Source organism: Streptomyces sp. NPDC005423 (genome assembly GCF_040606415.1).
Classification (GTDB): Bacteria; Actinomycetota; Actinomycetes; order Streptomycetales; family Streptomycetaceae; genus Streptomyces.
The window spans coordinates 82,110-105,109 of the sequence record NZ_JBEXET010000015.1 but is presented as its reverse complement, the minus strand read 5'-3'; the positions used below and the strand labels follow the sequence as shown (position 1 = coordinate 105,109).

At 72.4% G+C, this 23,000-nt stretch carries 21 protein-coding genes and 1 pseudogene; 7 read left to right on the top strand and 15 right to left on the bottom strand.

Going from position 1 to position 23,000, the window contains the following annotated elements; all coding sequences use genetic code 11:
• Positions 1-47: 47 nt before the first annotated feature.
• From ABZT12_RS18260 to ABZT12_RS18250, 3 genes are all read left to right on the top strand, one after another.
• On the top strand, positions 48-1,289 hold the full coding sequence (locus ABZT12_RS18260) for a family 16 glycosylhydrolase (protein ID WP_356384882.1): 1,242 nt from the start codon (positions 48-50) through the stop codon (positions 1,287-1,289).
• A gap of 126 nt (positions 1,290-1,415) precedes the next feature.
• Entirely contained in the window at positions 1,416-2,438 is a 1,023-nt protein-coding gene (locus ABZT12_RS18255) for a PHP domain-containing protein (RefSeq protein WP_356384879.1), read from the top strand.
• A 317-nt stretch (positions 2,439-2,755) separates the two neighbouring features.
• Complete coding sequence (locus ABZT12_RS18250; RefSeq protein ID WP_356384876.1) at positions 2,756-3,715, top strand: SDR family NAD(P)-dependent oxidoreductase; 960 nt, start codon at positions 2,756-2,758, stop codon at positions 3,713-3,715.
• Here the strand turns inward: ABZT12_RS18250 and ABZT12_RS18245 are convergent.
• The 4 genes and pseudogenes from ABZT12_RS18245 to ABZT12_RS18230 all read right to left on the bottom strand — a co-directional run bounded on the left by ABZT12_RS18245 (position 3,712) and on the right by ABZT12_RS18230 (position 7,337).
• The gene (locus ABZT12_RS18245) at positions 3,712-4,386 is read right to left on the bottom strand and encodes a M15 family metallopeptidase (protein ID WP_356384873.1); all 675 of its coding nucleotides are present in this window, start codon (positions 4,384-4,386) and stop codon (positions 3,712-3,714) included. The genes ABZT12_RS18250 and ABZT12_RS18245 overlap by 4 nt on opposite strands.
• A 74-nt stretch (positions 4,387-4,460) precedes the next feature.
• Positions 4,461-5,753 (bottom strand): ROK family transcriptional regulator, encoded by a 1,293-nt coding sequence (locus tag ABZT12_RS18240; RefSeq protein ID WP_356384870.1) that lies wholly within the window; start codon positions 5,751-5,753, stop codon positions 4,461-4,463.
• A 194-nt stretch (positions 5,754-5,947) separates the two neighbouring features.
• A pseudogene (locus tag ABZT12_RS18235) lies at positions 5,948-6,136 on the bottom strand (aminoglycoside phosphotransferase family protein); the annotation flags it as partial.
• A 229-nt stretch (positions 6,137-6,365) separates the two neighbouring features.
• Positions 6,366-7,337 (bottom strand): DUF3626 domain-containing protein, encoded by a 972-nt coding sequence (locus tag ABZT12_RS18230; protein WP_356384867.1) that lies wholly within the window; start codon positions 7,335-7,337, stop codon positions 6,366-6,368.
• A 135-nt stretch (positions 7,338-7,472) separates the two neighbouring features.
• On the opposite strand from ABZT12_RS18230, the gene ABZT12_RS18225 reads away from it, so the two are divergent.
• From ABZT12_RS18225 to ABZT12_RS18215, 3 genes are all read left to right on the top strand, one after another.
• The gene (locus tag ABZT12_RS18225; RefSeq protein ID WP_356384864.1) at positions 7,473-7,967 is read left to right on the top strand and encodes an FBP domain-containing protein; all 495 of its coding nucleotides are present in this window, start codon (positions 7,473-7,475) and stop codon (positions 7,965-7,967) included.
• Positions 7,968-8,074: 107 nt separating this feature from the next.
• Positions 8,075-9,322, top strand: a complete 1,248-nt coding sequence (locus tag ABZT12_RS18220; RefSeq protein ID WP_356384861.1) for an FUSC family protein — start codon at positions 8,075-8,077, stop codon at positions 9,320-9,322.
• Between the two features lie 227 nt (positions 9,323-9,549).
• On the top strand, positions 9,550-10,749 hold the full coding sequence (locus ABZT12_RS18215) for a lactonase family protein (protein ID WP_356384858.1): 1,200 nt from the start codon (positions 9,550-9,552) through the stop codon (positions 10,747-10,749).
• On the opposite strand, the gene ABZT12_RS18210 is transcribed toward ABZT12_RS18215, so the two are convergent.
• A complete protein-coding gene (locus ABZT12_RS18210) occupies positions 10,717-11,439 on the bottom strand; it encodes a DUF2470 domain-containing protein (RefSeq protein ID WP_356384855.1) in 723 nt (240 codons plus the stop codon). The two genes, ABZT12_RS18215 and ABZT12_RS18210, sit on opposite strands and share 33 nt — an antisense overlap.
• A gap of 107 nt (positions 11,440-11,546) precedes the next feature.
• Entirely contained in the window at positions 11,547-12,155 is a 609-nt protein-coding gene (locus ABZT12_RS18205; RefSeq protein ID WP_356384852.1) for a TetR/AcrR family transcriptional regulator, read from the bottom strand.
• A 108-nt stretch (positions 12,156-12,263) separates the two neighbouring features.
• Between ABZT12_RS18205 and ABZT12_RS18200 the strand changes: the two genes are divergently transcribed.
• A complete protein-coding gene (locus ABZT12_RS18200) occupies positions 12,264-13,787 on the top strand; it encodes a cytochrome P450 (RefSeq protein WP_356384849.1) in 1,524 nt (507 codons plus the stop codon).
• Here the strand turns inward: ABZT12_RS18200 and ABZT12_RS18195 are convergent.
• From ABZT12_RS18195 to ABZT12_RS18155, 9 genes are all read right to left on the bottom strand, one after another.
• Positions 13,755-14,570: a pentapeptide repeat-containing protein gene (locus tag ABZT12_RS18195; RefSeq protein ID WP_356384847.1), complete on the bottom strand. Its 816-nt coding sequence runs from the start codon at positions 14,568-14,570 to the stop codon at positions 13,755-13,757. The two genes, ABZT12_RS18200 and ABZT12_RS18195, sit on opposite strands and share 33 nt — an antisense overlap.
• A gap of 20 nt (positions 14,571-14,590) precedes the next feature.
• Complete coding sequence (locus tag ABZT12_RS18190) at positions 14,591-15,220, bottom strand: hypothetical protein (protein WP_356384844.1); 630 nt, start codon at positions 15,218-15,220, stop codon at positions 14,591-14,593.
• A 53-nt stretch (positions 15,221-15,273) separates the two neighbouring features.
• Complete coding sequence (locus ABZT12_RS18185; RefSeq protein WP_356384841.1) at positions 15,274-16,299, bottom strand: LacI family DNA-binding transcriptional regulator; 1,026 nt, start codon at positions 16,297-16,299, stop codon at positions 15,274-15,276.
• 79 nt (positions 16,300-16,378) lie between these two features.
• The gene (locus ABZT12_RS18180; RefSeq protein ID WP_356384839.1) at positions 16,379-17,794 is read right to left on the bottom strand and encodes a BNR repeat-containing protein; all 1,416 of its coding nucleotides are present in this window, start codon (positions 17,792-17,794) and stop codon (positions 16,379-16,381) included.
• Between the two features lie 19 nt (positions 17,795-17,813).
• Positions 17,814-18,134 carry an L-rhamnose mutarotase gene (locus ABZT12_RS18175; RefSeq protein WP_356384836.1) on the bottom strand — a complete coding sequence of 107 codons (321 nt, stop codon included), beginning with the start codon at positions 18,132-18,134 and terminating at the stop codon, positions 17,814-17,816.
• Between the two features lie 17 nt (positions 18,135-18,151).
• A complete protein-coding gene (gene rhaS / locus ABZT12_RS18170) occupies positions 18,152-19,237 on the bottom strand; it encodes a rhamnose ABC transporter substrate-binding protein (RefSeq protein WP_356384833.1) in 1,086 nt (361 codons plus the stop codon).
• A 94-nt stretch (positions 19,238-19,331) separates the two neighbouring features.
• Positions 19,332-20,318, bottom strand: coding sequence for an ABC transporter permease (locus ABZT12_RS18165; RefSeq protein ID WP_356384830.1), 987 nt, complete (start codon positions 20,316-20,318; stop codon positions 19,332-19,334).
• Positions 20,311-21,351 (bottom strand): ABC transporter permease, encoded by a 1,041-nt coding sequence (locus ABZT12_RS18160; protein ID WP_356384827.1) that lies wholly within the window; start codon positions 21,349-21,351, stop codon positions 20,311-20,313. The genes ABZT12_RS18165 and ABZT12_RS18160 overlap by 8 nt, the downstream gene beginning before the upstream one ends.
• Positions 21,348-22,865, bottom strand: a complete 1,518-nt coding sequence (locus ABZT12_RS18155; protein ID WP_356384824.1) for a sugar ABC transporter ATP-binding protein — start codon at positions 22,863-22,865, stop codon at positions 21,348-21,350. Before ABZT12_RS18155 ends, ABZT12_RS18160 begins: the two co-directional genes overlap by 4 nt.
• Between the last annotated feature and the right edge of the window lie 135 nt (positions 22,866-23,000).

Sequence of the window (23,000 nt, the reverse complement as noted above, 5' to 3'; positions counted from 1 at the left end):
GAGTCGGCGCTCCGCTCCCCCCGGAGCGCCGTACGGAAGGGAGAGCCGTGGCCTCCCCACGCCTGCTCCGCAGTTGCCTCTTCGCCGCCCTGTCCGCCGCGCTGGTCGCGTCGGCCGCGATCGGTCCCGCCCACGCGGACAGCTCGGGCGCCGCCCAGGCGGACGCCGTCACCTTCTCCGACACCTTCGACGGGGGCGCCGGCAGCGCCGTCAACTCCTCGAAGTGGACGATGGAGACCGGTGACAACGTCAGCAACCACGAGCGCGAGTACTACACCTCGGGCACCCACAACGCGGCTCTCGACGGCCAGGGCCATCTGGTGATCACCGCCCGCAAGGAGAACCCCGCCAACTACCAGTGCTGGTACGGCAGTTGCCAGTACACCTCGGCCAGGCTCAACACCTCGGGCAAGTTCAGCGCCCAGTACGGCCACGTCGAGGCCAGGATGAAGATCCCGCGCGGACAGGGCATGTGGCCCGCGTTCTGGATGCTCGGCAACGACATCGGACAGGTCGGCTGGCCCAACTCGGGCGAGATCGACGTCATGGAGAACGTCGGCTTCGAACCGTCCACCGTGCACGGCACCATCCACGGACCCGGCTACTCCGGTTCGGCCGGCATCGGCGCCGCCTACTCGCTGCCCAACGGCCAGGCGTTCGCGGACGCCTTCCACACCTTCGCCGTCGACTGGGCGCCGAACTCGATCCGCTGGTCGGTCGACGGGACCGTCTACGAGACGCGTACGCCCGCCGACGTAGGCGGGAACACCTGGGCGTTCAACAAGCCGTTCTTCCTGATCCTCAACCTGGCGGTCGGCGGCTACTGGCCCGGCGACCCCGACGGTTCCACCGCGTTCCCCGCACAGCTGGTCGTGGACTCGGTCTCCGTGACCACCAGTGACACGGCCGCCGGGGTGGCGATCCACGGCCTGGCCGGGAAGTGCGTGGACGTGGCGGGGGCCAACTCCGCCAACGGCACCCCGGTCCAGCTCTACGACTGCAACGGCACCGCCGCCCAGCAGTGGACGGTCGGCTCGGACGGCACGATCCGCGCGCTCGGCAAGTGCCTCGACGTGACGGGCAACGGCACCGCGGACGGCTCCACCGTCCAGCTCTGGGACTGCGCGGGCACCCCCAACCAGAAATGGGCGGTATCCGCCGCCAACGACATCGTCAATCCGCAGGCCGACAAGTGCCTCGACGTCACCGGCAACACCTCGGCCAACTCCACCCGCCTCCAGCTCTGGACCTGCACGGGCGGCGCCAACCAGAAGTGGACGGTCGGCTGAGCGCGTAGGGACTCCGCCGGGACCGGCACCCTGATCGACGCTCCGGGAGATGCGGACCGGCGCTTTCGGTCATGAAATGGAGCCAGAAGGGCGGCAGCCGGTCCCGGACGGAAGAAGGAGGCCGCGATGGAGCCCGTGGCGGCGCTGGAGCGGATCGCCTTCCTGCTGGAACGGTCCCTGGCCCCGACGTACCGGGTCCGCGCCTTCCGTACGGCGGCCAGGATCCTCGCGGCGCTGCCCGACGGGGAGATCGCCGAGCGGGCCGCGGCCGGGACGCTGGAGTCCCTCAAAGGCGTCGGGCCGAAGACCGCGCAGGTGGTCGCGGAGGCCGTGGCCGGGCGCACGCCCGCCTATCTGGAGCAACTGGAGGGCGCGGATCCGCCGGCGCGCGCGCCCGGCGGCGAGAGCCTGCGGGCGCTGCTGCGCGGGGACTGCCATCTGCACTCCGACTGGTCGGACGGTGGCAGCCCGATCGAGGAGATGGGGCGGACCGCCGCCCTGCTCGGCCACGAGTGGGCGGTGCTGACCGACCACTCGCCCCGGCTCACCGTGGCGCGCGGCCTCTCCCCCGAGCGGCTGCGCGAACAGCTGGCGGTGGTGGCGGACCTGAACGCCGGCTGGGCGCCGTTCCGGCTGCTCACCGGCATCGAGTGCGACATCCTCGACGACGGCTCGCTGGACCAGGAGCCCGAGCTGCTGGAGCGGCTGGACGTGGTGGTGGTCTCCGTCCACTCCAAGCTGCGCATGGACGCCCGCGCCATGACCCGCCGCATGGTGGCCGCCGTACGCGATCCGCACGCGGACATCCTGGGCCACTGCACCGGGCGGCTGCTCATCGGGCGGGACGGCGGGCGCGCGCGGCCGGAGTCGGAGTTCGACGCGGACGAGGTGTTCGCGGCGTGCGCCGAGTCCGGCACCGCCGTGGAGATCAACAGCCGCCCCGAACGGCTCGATCCGCCCCGACGGCTGCTGCGCGGGGCGGTGGCGGCGGGCGCGCTGTTCTCGGTCGACACCGACGCGCACGCTCCCGGGCAGCTCGACTGGCAGCTCGCCGGCTGCGCCCGCGCGGAGGAGTGCGGGGTGCCCGCCGGACGGGTGGTGAACACCTGGCCGGCGGAGCGACTGCTGGAGTGGACCCACGGAACGTGACCCGTGCCCGGACGCGGGAAGGCGGGTGACTCACATCACCGGGGTACGGGGCGGCCCCCGGAACACACAGCGGTGGTTCTCCGTTGAACAGACTGTGGGTGCGGACGGAACAGTGTCCCCGGGCCTCAACCTCCGCCCACAGGGAAGATCGTTCGGCTGAAGCCCTGTGGAGCCTTTCGCCGCGAGGCGACCGCCGTCCGCCCCCGCCACCTGGCCGCCCCGGCCGTGATTCCCCCGTCGCGGTCGGGGCTTCTCGCTGTCCGCGGCCGCCCGGTCCGCTTGACTTGGAGAGCACTCCAATCCGTAGCGTTCCGGGTATGAGTACTGCACAGCACAAGATCGGTTCGGGATTCGGCGCCCGGAGCACCGCCGACGACGTCCTCCAGGGCATCGACCTCACCGGAAAGCTCGCGATCGTCACCGGCGGCTACTCGGGCCTCGGCCTGGAGACCACCCGCGCGCTCACCAGGGCGGGCGCACAGGTCGTCGTCCCGGCCCGCCGCCCCAGCACCGCGCGGGAGGCCCTGGCCGGCCTCGACGGCGTCGAGACGGACGCGCTGGACCTCGGCGACCTGGACAGCGTGCGCGACTTCGCCGAGCGGTTCCTCGCCTCCGGCCGGACCGTGGACTTCGTGATCGACAGCGCCGGCATCATGGCCTGCCCGGAGACCCGGGTCGGGCCCGGCTGGGAGGCGCAGTTCGCCACCAACCACCTCGGTCACTTCGCCCTGGTCAACCGGTTGTGGCCGGCGATCGCGCCGGGCGGCGCCCGGGTCGTCTCGGTCTCCTCCGCCGGCCACCACTACTCCGGGATCCGCTGGGACGACGTGCACTGGAGCCAGGGTTACGACAAGTGGGAGGCCTACGGGCAGGCGAAGACGGCGAACGTCCTCTTCGCCGTCCACCTCGACCGGCTCGGCGCCGACCACGGGGTACGGGCCTTCGCACTGCACCCGGGCGGCATCCTGACACCGCTCCAACGCCACCTCCCCCAGCAGGAGATGGTGGACCGGGGCTGGATCGACGAGAACGGCACGCCGCTCAACCCCGAGGGCTTCAAGACCCCCGAGCAGGGCGCGGCCACCCAGGTCTGGGCCGCGACCTCTCCCCAACTGGCCGACAAGGGCGCCGTGTACCTGGAGGACTGCGACATCGCCGAGCCCGCCCCGGCCGACGGCGCACGCGTCGGCGTCAAGGACTGGGCGATCGACCCCGAGCAGGCGGCCCGCCTGTGGGAGCTGTCGGCCGAGCTGACGGGCGTGAACGCGTTCGCCTAACCGGCCCACGTACGGCCGGTCACCGGCAGGTGTGTCGCCGCGTAGAGGGCGGCCGGGGCGCCGGTCGTCAGAGCCCAGTAGCGGTCTCCGTACGACCAGTGCCACCACTCCGTCGGGTAGTTGACCAGGCCGGCCGCGCCGAGGGCGTCGCCCAGGACGGCGCGGTTGGCCCGGGCGTCCGGGGTGACGTTGCCGGCGTCGGTGTAGCAAGCCCCTTGACTCTGCTCGGGGTTGGCGTTCATCGGTGTGCCCAGGTCGAGTTCGCGGCCGTCGGCGTCCGCGAGGGTCAGGTCGACCGCCGCGCCGGCGCTGTGCGGGGCGATCCCGGGCGGGGACACATAGCGACTGGCGGCGGCCCTCACCCGGTCGGAGGTCCACTCCGGGTGGGCGGTGCGCAGGCCGTTCGCGTACTCCTCGAAGTAGCGCCGCTGGAGGTCCGGCAGGCGGTAGCCCTCGACGAAGAGCAGCCGCAGGCCCGGTGGGAGCAGGTCCTGCGCTCGCAGCAGCCGGTCCAGGACGCCCCGGCGCAGGTGCGTTTCGGCCCCCTCGGCGTCCCCGTGCTTGCGGTCGTCGACCAGCAGTGCGTCGCGTACGTCGACGAGGGGCTCCCCGCACTCCTCGACGGGGACGGCCGCGACGCGGGGGTCCGACATCAGGATGATCTCGCTCATGAGGCCATCATCTCCCGGCCGTGCGAAGGAAGTTTGAGCGAGCGCCGGGTGGGCTGCTTCCGGGGTCGTGCCGCTCAGTGCGGGGCCCGCTCCTCAAGTGCCGTGCGCCAGGCGGGCGGTGGCCCTTGCGGCTCGGGCTGCGCACGGCGTCCGCCCCGGGTGAAGAAGTCGGCGAGGGGCAGGATCGCGGCGCCGACGGTCACCGCGTCGGGCCCGAGCCGGCCCAGCTCGATGGTGACGCGTCCGGCGGGGTGACGCAGCGCGTAGGCGGTGGCGTGCCGGCGTACGGCGGGCAGGAAACGGGAGCCCAGTTCGAGGCCGGCCCAGCCGCCGATGAGGATGCGCTCGGGCTGGAAGAGGTTGATCAGGTCGGAGAGGCCGGCGCCGAGGTACTCGGCGGTCTCCTCCAGCACGGTGAGCGCGACCGGGTCGGCTTCGGTGCCCTCGGGCGGGTAGGCGGCGGCCAGCATCGCGGTGAGCGCGGTCTCCTCGTCGGTGCCGGCGGGCGGCCGGCCGCCCTGCTCGCGCCAGCGGTCCAGCAGGGACTCGGCGCCCGCGTACGCCTCCAGACAGCCGAGGGCTCCGCAGCGGCAGCGGCGCCCCCGGACCCGTACGGTCAGGTGCCCCCATTCGACGGCCCGGCCGTGCTCCACATCGGGGGTGACCAGGCAGGCGCCGACGCCGGAGCCGAAGAGGACCACGATCGCGTTCCGGGCGCCGCGCCCGCCGCCGAACCACATCTCGGCCTGGCCGAGCGTCTTGGCGCCGTTGTCGATGAAGTAGGGCACGCTGTCCGGGAGTTGAGGGGCCGAGCGGAGCAGCTCCTCCAGCGGGACCGCGTTCCAGCCGATGGTCTGGCCGTGCACGACGGCGCCCCGGTCCTGGGTGTGTTCGACGATGCCGGGAACGCCGATGCCGACACCCAGCAGCTGTTCCGGAACGATGTCGGCGGCGTCGAGCACCTCGGCGATGCCGTCGCGGATGCGCTCGACGATGCCTTCGACGGCGTACCGCTGCTGTTCCAACGGGCGTTCGGCGCGGGCGACTTCGGTGAGGGTCAGGTCGAACAGCTCGACCCGGACCCGGGTCTCGCCGACGTCGACGCCGATCATGTGGCCGCTGCGCGGGGCGACCCGCAGCAGGGTGCGGGGCCGGCCGCCGTCGGAGTCGACGCTGCCGGCCTCCTCGACCAGTCCGTCGGCGACCAGGTCGGCGACGACGTTGCTCACCGAGCCGGAGCTGAGGCCGGTCGCTGGGCCGAGTTCGAAGCGGCTGAGGGGTCCCTCGAAGTACAGCCGTTGCAGCACGGCCGTGCGGTTGGCCCGCCTGAGGTCGCGTACCGTGCGCCCGTTCCGCCCCGCCGCCATGTGGCTCCCTTCGAACCCTGCCCCGACCTGCAACATACCCTTGCGGGCCGGCCGGGCGCGACTCTCCCCACCCGCTTAATTCACGCTATGAACTAAGGGGCAGAGGAACAGACTACGGGGTGGCGGCCGTCGCGTCGATCTCCCTCAGGGCCGCGAGCAGTTCGGGGGTGACCGCCTCCCGCACCCAGCGGTCGTTGGCGTTCGTGGGTCGGCCCGGGTGCGGTGGGCGCGGTCTTCGCCACCAGGCGGCTGCCGTCGGCGAGGAGGAGTTCCTCGACGGTGTTGTAGGTGCCGCCGCCCATCGGTCGGAGGCGGGCGAGGCGGCCGGGCGGGATGCCCGCCGCCGCGAGGAGGGAGCGGGCCCGCTCCCAGGAGTCCGTCACCGTACGCCCGCCTCTCCGTTCTCGCTCCGCCCGACCGCGCACCCGTCGTCCCCGGGGGCAACGCCCGGCGGTGGTCGGTTCGTTGAGCCACTCCGAGCAGCTCCGAGCCGCTCCCCCGGCGTCCGTGTCGTCGGCGGCCGGCGCGCGGTCCCGGTCCAGGGTACGGAAGGTCACGCGTGCGCCGGGCGCCGTCCTTACCTCGTCGCCGCGGGCTTACCCGCGACCGGCTTCACCGTCGGCCGTCGGGGGCGCCCGGGGAGTGACCACCGGTGCCGGCCGGGTCGGACGACGGCGACAGGCAGGCGGTGCCGGTGAGCCGGTGCGGCCCGGCCGCGCGCGCCGTCCCCGCCCCTTCCGGCGCCCCGAAGCGGGCGACCGTGTGCCACACCTTCTTGAGGTCCTGCACCGGGTAGCGGCCGGTGCGGGCCGCGTCGCCGATGACCCGGGGGTCGACGGCGCCCCGCTCGGCGATCAGGGCGCCGAGGTCGGCGTACTCCTGGCCCCGGTAGTGCGCGTACCGGCGCAGTTCGGGCACGGTGAGCCGGTAGCCGGGGTGCCACTCGACCGGGCAGGGCAGGTTCCGGGCAGCCCGTTCCACCGGGGAGCCGCGGTAGCTCGCGTCCAGCACCAGCGCCTCCAGGTCTCGGGCGAGGACGACACCGCCGTGCACCTGCGCCTCGATGTAGTCGTCGAGCGCGTCGCGTTGGTCGGCCTCGGCGAGCGCGATCAGCGACATGCCCGCGGCGACACCGAAGTCGGTGGGCTCGGCCGCGCTGTCCGGGTAGCAGAACGTGGAGCGGGCGAGGGCCGCGCCGGTCAGCCGGAAGTGCGAGGAGCCGAACCGCGGTGCCGCGCCCACCACCTGGCCCCGGAAGTTCAGCGCGCCGTAGACCGGGCGCTCGGCCGCGGGCGCCTCGTCGTACGCACCGGCGAAGATCCGGCTCTCCCAGCGCCGGCGGTCACCGCCCGGGTGCGCGGTCAGACCGCCGTTGCCGGTGCCGGTGACGAACTGCGAGTGGTAGCCGCCGTCCCGGGCCAGCGCCTCCAGGATCGGCCGGCCCCGTGCCGTACGGTCCGGATGGAAGTTGAGCGTGACCCGCAGGCGGGCGGCGACGGCCGGCCCGGAGGAGCGCGCCGCCACCACCCGCAGCGCCCGTGCCTGGCGCACGCCCAGACCGCCGACGCCTGCGACACCTCCCATGCTTCCCACGCTTCCCACCCCTCCGAAATCCACTGGCCCCCTCCTGCCTCGCGTGCTTACCCTGGGCCGGCCAAAACCTAGGATCCCTAGGTTCCGGAGAGCCAAGTGCCGGGCGAGACCCAGGAGTTACTCCCCATGAGATCACTCACCGAGCAGGACATCCGCGCCTCGTTCATCAACTGCTCCAAGGGCGAGGCCAAGCGGCTGGCGATACCGCGCGATCTCGACACCCGCCCCTGGGACCACCTCGACTTCCTGGGCTGGCGGGATCCGGGGGCACCGGACCGCAGTTATCTGGTCACCGAGCGGGCGGAAGGCCCGGTCGGGATCACGCTGCGTTTCCCGTCCGCGCACCGCGGCTTCCTGCACCGCAGCATGTGTTCGCTCTGCCTGACCACCCATCCCGGCGGCGGGGTCTCCCTGATGACCGCGCGCAAGGCGGGGCCGGCGGGCCGCGAGGGGAACTCCGTCGGCCTGTACATGTGCACCGACCTGGCCTGCTCCCTCTATGTACGGGGCAGGAAGGTCCCGGACTCGGGCCTGCGGATCGAGGAGAGCCTGACGACCGAGCAGCAGATCGAGCGGGCCGTGGGCAACCTGAACGGGTTCCTCGACAAGCTCCTCGGCTGACTCCGGGCGCCCCTTGCCCGCTGACCCACCGCTTCCGGGCCGTTGCGGAGCGCGATGGTTCCGGACGGGTACGTTCAGCGCATCCACCGGAGGGAATGAGCCAGAGGATGCGAGAGGTAAGTGAATGGACGGCGCCCCTGACGCGGTTGCTGGGGCGCCGCAATGACCCTGTGGTCGCACGGACGCTGCGTTCGACGGCCGCGGCGACGGTCGCCTACGTCGTCGCGGTACGGCTGAGCCCCGAACCGGCGCCGCTCACCGCGCCCCTGACCGCCCTGCTCGTCGTCCAGGTCACCCTGTACGCCACCATCACCAACGGCATCCGCCGGGTGACCGCGGTGGTCGCCGGTGTCCTGGTCGCCATCGCGTTCAGCCTGCTGGTCGGGCTCACCTGGTGGAGCCTGGCCCTGGTGATCGTGGCGGCGCTGGGCGTGGGGCATCTGGTGCGGGTCGACGAGTACGTGCCCGAGGTCGCGATCAGCGCGATGCTGGTCCTCGGGGTGACCTCGGTCGGGAACACGGCCTGGGCACGGGTGTTGGAGACCCTGATCGGCGCGGTCGTGGGGCTCGGATGCAATCTGCTGTTCGCTCCCCCCGTGTGGGTGGACGAGGCCGGGGAGTCGATCGAGGAGCTGGCCCGGCGACTGCGCCGGCTCATGCTGCGGATGGGCGAGGAGGCGGCGGGACGTACGTCCGTCGACCATGCCACCGCCCGGCTGCACGAGGCGCGCCGTCTCGACCACGACATCGTCGCGGTGGACGCGGACCTGCGGCAGGCGGAGGAGAGCCTGCGGCTCAATCCGCGGGTGCGGGAGGGGCTGCTGCACCGCATCGTGCTGCGGACCGGCCTGGACACACTGGAGATCTGTACGGTCGTCCTGCGGGTCCTCGCGCGCACCTTCACCGACCTGGCCAAGGAGCGCGACCCCGAGCCGCTGTTCGGTCCGGCGACGGGCGCCGCCGTGGAGCAGCTGCTCTCCGAGATCGCCGACGCCGTGGTCAGCTTCGCGGTGCTGGTGACCACCGATGTCAGCGTGAGCGCCGAGTCGGCCGAGTCCCGGCTCGCCGCCGAACTGCACACCGCCGCGGCCACCCGCGACAAGCTGGCTCAGCTGCTCCTGGAGGAGGTCCAGCACGACGCGGCCCAGTGGCAGCTGCTCGGCGCCACGCTCGCCGAGGTGAACCGGATCCTGGACGAGATGGACACCGAACACCGCTCGCACCGCCTCCTGGAGGAGTTGGACCGCTGCGCCCGCGAACAGCGGGAACGCATGCCCCGGCTGACCTGGGTGCGGGAGCGCGTCGGCGTGCCGGACCGGCTGCGCAGGAGCCGGGTCACACCGCGCGGACGTTAGCCCCCGCCCGCCACCCGCGTGCACGACCCGCCAGCGGGCCCGCCTCGCCTGCCTTGCTCGCGTTGCCTGCCTTGCTCGCGCTGCCTACCTTGCTCGCGTTGCCTGCCTTGCTTGCGCTGCCTGCCTTGCTTGCCCTGCCTGTCGCGTTCGCTTGTTTGCGCCGGACCGCCGGTCCGCGTCAAGGTGGCTGTGACGACCGGGACGGGCGACGACCGTGAGGTGTGGGCATGGACAGGGGTACGGACGCGCCGCGGGGCGGCTGGAGCAGACGCCGTTTCGTCGGCGCGCTGGCGGGAGCCGCGGCGGTGGCGACGGTCCCGGCACCTGCGGCCCCGCACCGCGCCGCCGCCCCGCCGGCCGTCGAACGGTCCGCGCCCCGCCGCAAGGCCGGCCCGCCCGGCCCCCGCCCGCTCCTCCTGGGCACGTACACCTCGGTCGACGGCGGCGGCAACGGCATCGGCCTCGCGACCTACGACCCCTCGACCGGCCGTATCACCGCGGCGGGCACGCTCACCGGGATCGGCGACCCCTCGTATCTCGCGGTCCACCCCGACGGGCGCACGCTCTACGCGGTCGACGAGCGGACCTCCGGCGCGGTGACCGCCGTACGTCTGGCGGACCGCAAGATCCTGGGGGCGCGGTCCACCGGCGGGGCCGGTCCCTGTCATCTGTCGGTGCATCCCGGCGGTCGCTGGCTGCTGAGCGCGAACTACGGGTCGGGCAGTGTGGCCGTGCACCCGGTGGACGGTTCGGGCGCGCTCGGCGAGCACACCGACCTGGTCACGCACTCCGACCCGCGGCCCGGCCCGGGTCAACAGGGGCCGCACGCGCACCAGTTCGTGACCAGTCCGGACGGCGGCCACCTGCTCGCCGTCGACCTGGGCACCGACACCGTCTACAGCTACCGCCTGGACACCACCGACGGCACGCTCACCGAGGTGGCGCGGGCACACGCCCGTCCGGGCGCGGGCCCGCGCCACCTCACCTTTCATCCGGGGGGCCGTCACGCCTACCTGGCCAACGAGGTCGACGACACGGCGACGGTGTGCGGGTACGACCCGGCGAGCGGCCAACTCACCATCGGGACACCGCAGTCGACGGGCAGCGGCAAGGGCACCAACTACCCGGCACAGTTCCTGGTGACGTCGGACGGCGCGTACGCCTACCTCGCCAACCGCGGCCACAACAGCCTGGCGCGGTACGCCGTGGAGGCGGACGGTGCCCGTCTCAGGCTGCTCGACACGGTGCCCGTCTCCGGCGACTTTCCCCGGCAGATCGCCTTCTCGCCGGACGGATCGCTGCTGTTCGCCGCCAACCAGCGCTCCGGCACCGTCAGCGTCTTCCGGGTGGACCCGGCCAGTGGCCGACTGCGCCTGGCGGGCGAGCCGTTCGCGTCACCGGTCGCCGTCTGCGCGCTGCCGCTGTAGGGCGCGGGGGCAGCCGGCGGCGGTCGCCTGCGCGAGCAGCGCGTGCACCCGCTCGGTGAGCTGTCCGAGGTCGTCGGCGGGCGTGTGGAAGGGCAGGCGTACGTCGCCGTGGGCGCGGCGGCGTTCGATGCGCAGCGTCAGTCCGTGCCGGTCCATGGCGAGCGGCTGGACGCGTACCGCGCCGTGCAGGGTCTCGGGCGGGACGAGCCGGGTGAGCCGCTCGACCGCGTCGGAGTGGCGGTCGGCGAGGTGGGTCAGCACGCCTGCCTCGGCCGACGCGAGCGGGTCGGGTGCGGCGGCGGCGAAGTCGTCGAGAGCGACGACGACCGCGCCGGACGGCGGGCGCAGCACCACGCGGGTCGCCCGGAACGCGAGCCGCCCGTCCTCGGGCACGCACCGGCCCGCGAGCCAGAGCCGGCCGCGGATGCGGTCGCGGACGGGGACGGGCGCGACGTCCGCGAACTCCAGGACGGCGGACGGCTCGCCGCGCGGGGCGAGGATCGCGGCCGTGTGCCGGGCGCTGTCGTCGGGTACCCTCAGCACCCGGCCGTCCGCCTCGACGCTGTGCGCGCCGACGAACTCCTCGCGACCGCCCGCCGCCGTCACCGCGCAGGACCATGCGGACGCTAGCACCGAGCGGGCCCGCTGCGCCGCGGCAGGCGCGGCCGTCCACGTCTGGCTGTCACCCATCCCGAACCTCCTCATTAGGTAAGCCTCACCTAACCTATCCGAGACCGGGGCGCACGCCAACCGCGCCCCGCGCACTCCGCGACGCCTTCCTCCCTACGCAAGGGGACTCAGGGAGAGATGACACCCAACAGCGCCCGGGCGCACAGGTCGCGCACCTGTTCCTGGCTCAACTCCGGGTCGCGCAGCCACTCCAGGCAGACCGCGGTGGTGAAGGCGAGCCAGCCGCGCACGGCGAGCTTCGTCCCGGGCCGCGCCCCGACGGCCGGACCGAACTCGGGGTCGGCGGCGAGCGCGGCGAGGATCTGCCGCTCCTGGGCGGCCAACGCCCGCTGGTAGACGCGCCGTACGCTCCGGTCGCCCGCCGCGTCGGCGCGATGGAAGGCGCGGTAGCCGTGCGCGTGGGTCCGCACGTACTCCAGGTACACGTCGAGACCCGCGCCGAGCTGGGTGCGCGCCGGAACGCCCGGTACGGCCGCGGTCATCCGCAGCATGCGCTCGCTCTCCCGCTCGACGACGGCCGCGAAGAAGTCCCGCTTGGTCGGGAAGTAGTGGTAGAGCAGGCCGCGCGAGACTCCGGCGATCTCGGCGACCCGCTCGATCCAGACCTCGTCGTAGGGACTCTCCGAGAACAGCCGCGCGCCGACCGTCAGAAGCTGGTCGCGGCGCTCCCCCGTGCTGAGTCTGCGGCGGGTGCGCTCGCCCGGGTTCGCGGCCATCCCCGCACTTTACTTGACGTCGGTTCAACAGCGGGACCAGACTGACGGCACGCTATTGAACCCACGTACAACATGCTCGACGTGCGGCGGCAGCAAGGGAGATCGCGCATGGCGGAGACGGCTACGGGGGCCGCGCTGCCCAGGGGATTCCGCGGTGCCGAGGCGGGCTGGCCCCGGCTCGACCTGATTCCGCGCCCCCCGCACCGGCTGCCGCTCCTCGGTGACGTGATCGGCGTCGACCGGCGCACCCCGGTCCAGGACTCGCTGCGCTACGCCCGGCAGTTGGGGCCGATCTTCCGGCGCCGGGCGTTCGGCAAGGAGTTCGTGTTCGTCTGGGGCACCGGACTGGTCGCCGACCTGGCGGACGAGGAGCGGTTCGCCAAACACGTCGGCCTCGGGGTCGCCAATCTGCGGCCGGTCGCCGGGGACGGGCTCTTCACGGCGTACAACCACGAGCCCAACTGGCGACGGGCGCACGACGTCCTGGCCCCCGGGTTCAGCCGGGAGGCGATGGCCGGCTACCACCCGATGATGCTCGCCGTGGCCGAACGGCTGACGGACAGCTGGGACCGGGCGCTCGCGGCCGGGCGGTCGGTCGACGTGCCCGGGGACATGACGAAGCTGACCCTGGAGACGATCGCCCGCACCGGCTTCGGGCACGACTTCGGCTCCTTCGAACGCGCCCGTCCGCACCCCTTCGTGACAGCGATGGTGGGCACCCTCAGCCACGCGCAGCGGCTCAACAGCGTGCCCTCGGCGCTGGCCCCGCTGCTGCTGCGCGGTGCCGTCCGGCGCAACACCGCCGACATCGCCTACCTCGACCGCACGGTCGACGACCTCGTCCGCACCCGGCGCGCGGGCGGCCGGGACGGGAGCGGGGACCTGCTCGACCGGATGCTGGAGACGTCCCATCCCACGACCGGCGAGCGGCTCTCCCCCGAGAACGTCCGCCGCCAGGTCATCACCTTCCTCGTCGCCGGTCACGAGACGACCTCGGGCGCCCTCTCCTTCGCCCTGCACTACCTCTCCCGCCACCCGGAGGTCGCCGCCCGGGCCCGCGCCGAGGTCGACCAGGTGTGGGGCGGCACCGAGGCCCCGGCCTACGACCGGGTGGCCCGGCTGCGGTACGTACGGCGGGTGCTCGACGAGTCGCTACGGCTGTGGCCGACGGCGCCCGCCTACGCCCGCGAGGCCACCCGGGACACCGTGCTGGCCGGCACCCACCCGATGCGGCGGGGCGCCTGGGCGCTGGTCCTGACGCCGATGCTGCACCGCGACCCCGAGGCGTGGGGCCCCGACGCCGAGGAGTTCGACCCGGACCGCTTCGACGCCGGGGCCGTACGCTCCCGTCCCCCGCACACCTTCAAGCCGTTCGGCACCGGGGCACGGGCCTGCATCGGCCGGCAGTTCGCGCTGCACGAGGCGACGCTGGTGCTGGGCCTGCTGCTGCGCCGCTACGAACTCCGCCCCGACCCGGCGTACCGGCTGCGGGTGGCCGAGCGGCTGACCCTCATGCCGGAGGGACTGCGGCTGCGTCTGGACCGGCGCACGGCGGGCACTCCCGCGCCGGCCGCGGTCACCGAGGAGGGCCCGGCGGAGTCACGCTGTCCAGTGCGCGGGGCGGGTGACTGACGCCGGGAGCCTGGTGCCGGCGCTGCCGCGGGCGGCGTTCACCTGCGGCTGGGTGAGGAAGAGGACACCGGTCAGGTCGGCGTCGGTGAGGTCGGCGTCACGCAGGTCCGCGCCGATCAGGTCCGCGCCCCGCAGGTCGGCGCCGGTGAGGTCGGCGGCGATGAGACAGGCGCCGCGCAGGCTGGCCCGGTTGAGGTCGGCGCCCTTGAGGCGGGCGCCGAAGAGGTCGGCGCCCCGGCGGTCCTTCTTCCTGCCCTTCGCGCCGGACCGGGCCAGTTCGCTGGTCCGCAGCAGCAGGACGTTGACCTCCTCCCGGTGCGCGCCGACGTCGAGCGCGCCCAGCTCCGCGGGCGTCCCGCGCGTGAGCCGTTCGGTCCTGTCCAGGGCGCCGCGCAGCTCCGCCCGGACCGGGCCGGCCGCGGGCAGGGCGACGGCCTCGGTCAGATAGACGAGCAGTTCGTGCAGCTGGCGGACGACGGGGAACACGTCGAACATGAGCCGGGCGTGTGCCCTGGACGCCGTGCGCCAGTCCCGGCCCGCGAAGGTGACCTGGGAGACCTTCTGCCCGGCGCCGAAGCAGTCGTAGACCGTGCAGCCGCCGAAGCCCCGCTGCCGCAGTTCGGTGTGGATGCCGCACCTGTTGTCCGGGCGCAGTTCCGGGCAGGGCTGTCCGGCGTCCTTGTCGATGGCGAAGTCGGCGGAGGCGGCGAAGCGCAGCGCGACACAGCACAGCCCCACGCACTGTTCGCAGTCGCCGCGCAGGTCGGCCGGGTGTTCGTCCATGGCACCAGCCTACTGACCTCTCAGTAGCGCTGTGCCTTGGCCAGCTTCGGGGTGAGCACCGGCTGCGGCGGCTTGCGGCTGATCGCGATCGGCTGTGCCCGCGCGCCGGGAGCGAGGTTCTCGGCGCCGACGTACCGGGTCTCGACCGCCTTGCCCGAGGAGTCGAGGAAGTCGACCTGGACGGCGTAACTCGCCTTCTCCGACGTCTTGTTGGTGATGGTGACGACAACGGCGAGCAGGCCGCCGGTCCGGGCGCGCGGTGCCCCGGTCATGGTGACGTCGGAGAGCGCGTCGCCCCGGCCCGGCACCTTCTTCAGCTCGTTCTCGGCGTCCTTGTTCGCGCGGGCGGTCGCCGCCGACACCGAGGCGTCGAAGGAGGACGCGGCGGCCGACGCCGAGGAGGCCGCCGAGGACGCGGCGGCGCGTGCGGAGGCGACGGCCGACGCGGCGGAGGAGGCGAGGGCGGACGGTGGCATCCCGGAGAAGGACGCCGTGTCGGGCGCGGACGGCCGGGTGCTCACCGTCGGGCCGGAACCGTTGCTGCCACTGCCGTCGCCGCAGGACACGAGGGTGAGCGTGCCCGCGGCGGCGAGGGCGGCGGCCAGGGTCACGGCGGCTGGGCGGCCCCTGCGGGGCGACATGAGGTTCATCGAAATGAACCATATGCCGGGATTCCGGCCCCGGCATGTCGTCGCTCGCCCGATCAGCGGGCCGCCAGGCTGGAGCGGCGCACCACGAGCTCCGGCTGGAGCACCACCCGCCGGTGCTCGTGGGGGCGGGAGGCGGTCTCGGCCTCCGTCTCCTCCAGCAGCAGCCCGGCGGCGAGGGCGCCCATGGTGACGGCCGGTTGGCGGACGGAGGTGAGGGGCACGGCCGCGGCGGCGGCGAACTCGATGTCGTCGTAGCCCACGATCGCCAGGTCTTCCGGGACCCGTACCCCCGCCGCGTACAGGGCCTGGAGGACGCCGAGAGCGAGGAGGTCGTTGGCGCAGAAGACGGCGGTGGGCCGGTCGGAGAGGCCCAGCAGGCGCGCTCCGGCGTCCCGGCCGGCGGCCACGTCCAGCCGCTCGGTGGGCAGCTCGCGCAGCCGGTCCGGGCCGAGCCCCGCCTCGGCGAGCGCGCTCAGGGCGCCCGTACGGCGGTCCCGCACCTGGGTGAATCCGGGCGGTCCGCTGACGTAGGCGAGGGAGCGGTGCCCGGCGTCGATCAGGTGCCGTACCGCCAGCGCGCCGCCCGCGACGTCGTCCACGGAGACCGAGCACTCGGTGGTGCCGTCACCGACCCGGTCGACCAGGACGAACGGGATGTGGTGGCGACGGAAGGAGTCTATGTTCCGTCCGGTCGCGTCGGCCGGGCTCAACAGGACGCCCCGTACCCGCTGTTCGGCGAAGAGCGACAGGTACTCGGCCTCCTCGCCGGGGCTCTGGCCGCTGTTGCAGACCATCACTCCGAGTCCGGCGTCACGGGCGGCGCGCTCGGCGCCCCGGGCCACGTCCACGAAGAAGGGGTTGCCCATGTCGAGGACGAGCAGCCCCATGATCCGGCTGCGGCCGGCGCGCAGTTGGCGTGCGGACTCGCTGCGGACGTAGCCGAGCCGGTCGATCGCGGACTGCACCCGGGCGCGGGTCTCGGTGGCCACGCTCTCGGGACGGTTGATGACGTTCGACACCGTGCCGACGGAGACTCCGGCGGCGCGGGCGACGTCCTTGATACCCACCGACTGGGCCATCAGGCGGAGACCTCCAAAGTGACATCAGGCGGCGGGAAGGCCCTCACAGTACCGTCATGTCCGCGCACGTCCGCGCCCCTCACGCGGGGAGCGCGAAGTCGATGACGCGGAGCGCCGAGGGGGTCGTACCGCTGGACTTCTCCTGGTACATGAAGGACAGGACGGCGTCCTGTGCCACCCGTGTCGCGTCGACGACGACCTCGCCGAAGGCGTTCAGACCGCTCGCGTCGTACAGAAGTGCCCAGTCGGTGTACCCGGAGGACTTCGAGGCGGCGGCGATCCGCCCGAACGGGAGGACGGCGTAGACGTTGTCGTACCTGTCGAGGACGAGCTTCGTGCGCTGGCTGGAGCCGAGGGCGACGGGGATCTCGGTCTTCCGCCAGCTGCCGGCGGCGTTCTTGCGGAGGTGGAAGGCGCGGCCGTTGGCGGTGCGGTCGGCGACGTAGTCGGTGGTGCACTGGCCGAAGCGGCCGGGTACGTAGCTGATGACCGCGTGCGGCAGCCCGGCGGAATCGGTGGCCTGGCTCTCCTGGTTCATCAGCGAGTGGTCGGGGTCGAGCGGGTCGACGACGAGTCCCGCGTCGGTGACGGCGACCCGGTCGGTGCTTCCGGTCGTTCCCACGACGGTGCCGGCGTCGTTGCGCCAGGTGCGGCCCCGGTCGGCCGAGTAGACGTAGCCGGTGTCGTGGTTGGTGATGCCGCCGGCGCCGCACATCACGGCGGCGGACTGCTCCCGCCAGGTGAAGAAGGCGTGCAGCCGCCCGTTGATGTCGTAGTCGATGCCGTGCAGGTACATGTTGCGGGCGGTGCTGGAGCCGTGCGCGCTGGTGTAGGTGCCGGTGGAGGAGGTCCACTCCCCCAGCGCGGTCCAGGCCGAACCGTCGTACTCGGCAAGGGCGTTGCGGCCGTTGCCGGAGATTCCCGCCCGGTAGCCGAGCTGGAGCCTGCCCTCGGGGGTGGCGATGAACTGCGGGTAGGTGAACTGGGTGGTGGGGGCGACGCCGTCGAGTGTCGTCTGTACGGCGCCGAAGACGCCCGAACTCCAGGCGGTGGACGCCGGGTTGTCGACGAGGCCGGCGGCCGACTTGACGTAGAAGAAGCCGTCGCTGTGGGAGTCCATGTTCAGGTGCAGGCGGCCGTCGGTCCTGGAGACGCCCATCGAGATGACGTTGTGGGAGTCGTCGCTCTTCAGGGTGTGCGAGAGGGTGGCCTTTGACCAGGTGGTGGCGCCGAGGGCACGTCGGCCGACGACCGCGTTGCGCGTGGCGGTGTACCAGACCGCGTACTGGTAGCCCTTGTAGGTCAACAGCCCGTTCTGCTGGAACGAGTTGTTGTTGACCAAGCCGTCGTAGGAGACGAAGTAGACGGCCTGGCTGTCGAGTCGAGTGGTGCCCTTCTCGGTGACGGACGGGCCGGGGGTGGCCGCCCGGGCGGTGGTGCCCGGCGCGGCCACGGCGGCCAGCAGGGCGGTCGTGAGCACGGCGCGTCTTCTCATGTGCGGCTCCCGTGGGGGGTCAGGCGAGGTGGAAGACCTCGGTGAGGGGCTGCATCGCTTCGTCGGGCCGGGCGCCGTCCAGTGACTCGAAGAACGGCGCCATCCCCGCCTGCCAGCGGGCGTTGACGTCGGTGGCCTCCATGGCGGTCTGGGCGGCGGCGAAGTCCTCGGTCTCCAAGTAGCCGACCAGCAGGCCGTCTTCGCGCAGGAAGAGCGAGTAGTTGTGCCAGCCGGTGGCCGAGAGTGCGTCGAGCATCTCGGGCCACACGGCGGCGTGCCGCTCGCGGTACTCGTCGAGGCGGTCCGCCCGGACCTTCAGCAGGAAGCACACGCGCTGCATCAACACTCCTGCTGGTGCTAGAAGTTGAACTGGTCGATGTTCTTCGCGTCGAAGACGGTCGGCTTGCCGAGGTTGATCACGCCGTCCTTGCCGAGGGTGAACGTGCCCATGTCGCCGGCCTTGAAGGTCTCCCCCTGCGCGCCGGTGATCTGGCCCGAGGACAGCGCCACGGCGGTGCGGGCGGCCAGCTCGCCGAGCTTCGCCGGGTCCCACAGCTCGAAGCCGTCGACGGTGCCGTTCTTGACGTACTTGCGCATGTCGTTCGGGGTGCCGAGGCCGCTCAGCTTGACCTTGCCCTTGTACTTCGAGCCGGACAGGTACTGGGCCGCGGCCTTGATGCCGACGGTGGTCGGGGAGATGATCCCCTTCAGGTTCGGGTGTTCCTGGAGGAGGCCCTGGGTCTGCTGGAAGGACTGCTGGGCGTCGTCGTTGCCGTACGCGACCTTCACCAGCTTGACGTTCTTGTACTTCGGGTCCTTCAGCTCCTCCTTCATGAAGCCGATCCAGGTGTTCTGGTTCGTCGCGGTCTGCGCGGCCGACAGGATCGCGATCTCGCCCTTGTAGTCGATCTGCTTGGCGAGCAGCTGCACCTCGGTGCGTCCCAGGTCCTCGGCGCTGGCCTGGGAGACGAAGGCGTTGCGGCAGTCGGCCTGGGTGTCGGAGTCGTAGGTGACGACTTTGATCCCGTTCTTCATGGCCTGCTTGAGCGCGGTGCACAGGGCACCCGGGTCCTGCGCGGAGACGGCCATCGCGTTGACCTGCTGCTGGGTGAGCGTGTTGACGTAGCTGACCTGGCCGGCCGTGTCGGTGGCGCTGCTCGGCCCGACCTCCTTGTACTTCTCGCCCAGCGCGGTGAGGGCGCTCTGGCCGCCCTTGTCGGCGGAGGTGAAGTAGGGGTTGTTGACCTGCTTGGGCAGGAACCCGACGGTCAGCCCCTTCTTCAGGGCGGCGCTCGGGTCGGCCTTGCCGCCCGCGGCGGCGGCGCCGGTGTTCTCGCTCTTGACGTCGTTCTTGGTGGTGCCGCCGCACGCGGTGGCGGCGAGGGCGAGGGAACTGACGGCCGCGAGGGCCACACAGGCGCGGCGGAGGGACGACTTACGCATGGCGAATCCTTTACGAGGTGCGGTTGGCGCGTCCCCGAGGGGGCGCGGGACTGGGTCGGTCGGTGCGCGGAAGTCCGCGCGGGCGCCGGACGGCCTATCCGGTGGAGCGGGCCGCGGCCCTGGCCACGGAGATCTGCTGGGCGACCCGGGGGCCGAGTACGGAGACCACGAGCAGCACACCCGTCACGACGATCTGCGACTGCGCGGAGACGTTGAGGAGGCTCATCACGTTCTGCAGCGCGCCGAGGAGGAAGACTCCCGCGATCGCGCCGCCCAGCGTGCCCCGGCCGCCGTCGAAGTCGATGCCGCCGAGCAGCACGGCGGCCACGACGGAGAGTTCGAGCCCGGTGGCGTTGTCGTAGCGGGCGCTGGCGTAGTGCAGGGCCCAGAAGACACCGGTGAGCGAGGCCATCACTCCGGTCAGGGCGAAGAGGATCAGCTTCTGCCGCCTGACCCTGATCCCGGCGAACCTGGCGGCCTCCTCGTTCGCGCCGATCGCGAAGAGCGACCGGCCGAACGGCGTCGCGTGCAGGGCGACCACGGCGATCGCGAGCAGCACGAGGAAGGGCAGGAGCGCCTGCGGCAGGAACGTGTCGCCGAGCCGCCCGGACGCGAAGTCCAGGTACTGGGTGGGGAAGTCGGTCACCGCGTCCGAGCCGAGGACGATCTGGGCGATACCCCGGTAGGCGGCGAGGGTGCCGATGGTGACGGCGAGGGACGGCAGCCCGAGGCGGGTCACCAGCACTCCGTTGACCAGCCCGCACACCACACCGAGCAGCAGGCAGAGCGGGATGATCATCTCGATGGTCATGCCGCCGTCCCACAGCTTGCCCATCACCGCGCCCGACAGGCCCGCCGTGGAGGCGACCGACAGGTCGATCTCGCCGGCCACGACGAGCAGCGTCATCGGGAGGGCGACCAGGGCGATCGGCAGGGTGTTGCCGATCAGGAACGACAGGTTGAGGGCGTTGCCGAAGCCGTCCACGAAGGAGAAGGAGAACAGCAGCAGGACGATGAGGAGGGCGCCGACGACCGTGTCCCAGCGGATCGCGCGGTTCGCAAGCGACGCGGACTCAGGCATGGCGGGCGTTCCTCTTCTTCAGTGCGGTGGCGACGCGCAGCGCGACCACCCGGTCGACCGCGATGGCGAGGATGAGCAGGACGCCGTTGATGGCGAGCACCCAGACGGAGCTGACGCCGAGGGCGGGCAGCACGCTGTTGACCGAGGTCAGCAGGAGGGCGCCGAGGGCGGCGCCGTAGACGCTGCCCGAGCCGCCGGTGAAGACGACGCCGCCGACCACGACCGCGCTGACGACGGTGAGTTCGTACCCCGTGCCGGTGCCCGAGTCGACGTTGCCGAAGCGGGCCAGGTACATGGCGCCGGCGAGGCCGGCGAGGCCGCCGCAGAAGGTGTACGCGGCGAGGGTCCGCCTGCGGACGGGGATGCCGGCGAGCCGGGCGGCCTCCGGGTTGGAACCCAGCGCGTACAGCTCGCGGCCGCTGCCGAAGTGCTTGAGGTAGTAGGCGGTGGCGAGGAGTACGGCGAGGGCGATGAGGGCCAGCCAGGGGACGGCCGACAGGCCGCCGGAGCCGAAGTCGACGAATCCGCCCGGGAGATCGGCCGCCGTGATCTGCCGGGAGCCGACCCAGATGGAGTCGACGCCGCGGATGATGTAGAGCGTGCCGAGCGTGACGACCAGCGCGGGCACCTGGCCGAGGCTGACCAGCAGTCCGTTGAGCAGGCCGAGGCCGATGCCGAGCAGTACCGCCAGCACGATGGCGATGACCGGGTTGCCGCCGCCCTGGAGGTAGAGGCCGGTGGCGAAGGCGCTGATGCCGAGCGTCGAGCCGACCGACAGGTCGACGTTGCGGGTGATGACCACCAGCGACTGGCCGGTGGCGACGAGGACCAGGATGGTCGCGTTGAGCAGCAGGTCCTTGATGCCCTGCTCGGAGAGGAACTCGCTGTTGCCCGCCTGGGTGACGCCGATCATCACCAGGAAGACGACCAGGATGGCGAGTTCGCGCATCTTGAAGACCCGGTCGACCAGGCGGGCGCCGCTGGACTCGGGCGCCTCGGCGGCGGGCGCGGGATTGGGCGCGGTCACCGTCATGCGGCGGCCCTCCCGGTGGCTGCGGCCATCACGGTTTCCTCGGTGGCTTCGGAACGGGGGATCTCGGCGGTGAGCCGGCCCTCGTGCATCACGAGCACACGGTCGGCCATGCCGAGGATCTCGGGCAGATCGGAGGAGATCATCAGGACGGCCACCCCGTCGGCGGCCAACTCGCTGAGCAGCCGGTGGACTTCGGCCTTGGTGCCGACGTCGATGCCCCGGGTCGGTTCGTCCACGATCAGCACCTTCGGCCCGGTGGCGAGCCACTTGGCGAGGACGACCTTCTGCTGGTTGCCGCCGGAGAGCGTGTTGACGGTGTCGGCGATCCGGGCGTACTTGACGTGGAGTTTGACGGCCCAGTCGAGGGAGCGGCTGCGTTCGGCGGTCCGGTCCATCAGGCCGGCCCGGACGGTGGTGCGCAGCCCGGTCAGGCCGATGTTCCGTTCGATGGACATGTCCATCACCAGACCCTGGGCGCGCCGGTCCTCCGGGACGAGGGCGAGTCCGGCGGCCATCGCCGTGGAGGGCGCGCCGCTGGTGAGCGCCCGGCCGTCGATCTCGACCTCGCCGGCGTCCCACCGGTCGATGCCGAAGACGGCGCGCGCCACCTCGGTCCGGCCGGCGCCGACGAGCCCGGCGAGACCGACGATCTCGCCGCGGCGGACGTCGAAGGAGACGTCGGTGAAGACTCCCTCGCGGGTCAACCGCCGCACGCTGAGCGCGACTTCGCCCGCTTCCACGTCCTGCTTGGGGTACAGCTCGTCGAGGTCGCGGCCGACCATCCGGCGTACGAGGTCGTCCTCGGTCATGCCCTCGACCGGCTCGCTGGAGATCCAGGCGCCGTCGCGCAGGGTGGTGACGCGTCGGCAGATGCGGAAGATCTCCTCCAGACGGTGGGAGATGAAGAGGACGGCCGCGCCCTGGTCGCGCAGGGTGCTGACCACGCCGAAGAGACGGGCCACCTCGCTGCCGGTGAGGGCGGCCGTCGGTTCGTCCATGATGAGGACGCGGGCGTCGAAGGAGAGCGCCTTGGCGATCTCCACGATCTGCTGGTCGGCGATGGAGAGTCCACGCGCCGGGCGGTCGGGGTCGAGTGCGACACCGAGGCGTGCCATCAGGGCGGCGGTGGCCGCCCGGGTGGCCTTGTGGTCGATCCGGCCGAGGGTGAGCCGCGGCTGGCGGCCCATGAAGATGTTCTCGGCGATCGACAGGTCGGGGAAGAGCGTGGGTTCCTGGTAGATGACGGCGATGCCCGCGTCCCGGGCGTCGCCCGGTCCGTGGAACACGACGGGCTCGCCGTCGAGCAGCACCTGCCCGGCATCGGGCCGATGGACCCCCGCGAGGGTCTTGATGAGAGTCGACTTACCGGCTCCGTTCTCACCGGCGAGCGCGTGCACCTCGCCGGGGAACAGTTCCAGGGACACCTCTCGTAGAGCGCGCACCGCGCCGAAGGACTTGGAGATGCCCTTGAGCGCCAGCACCGGGGCAGGACCCGTGTCGGACGGGTGGGTCATGAGGGGCTCCTCGACGACACCGGCGGGTGACCATCACGGCGTCGTGAAAGGTTTCAACTTGGTTGCCGGGACGTTAGGCGCGTCCGCCTTGTCGCGTCAATGGGTCCGGATCGAAAAAGTTTCGATAGCCAAAGG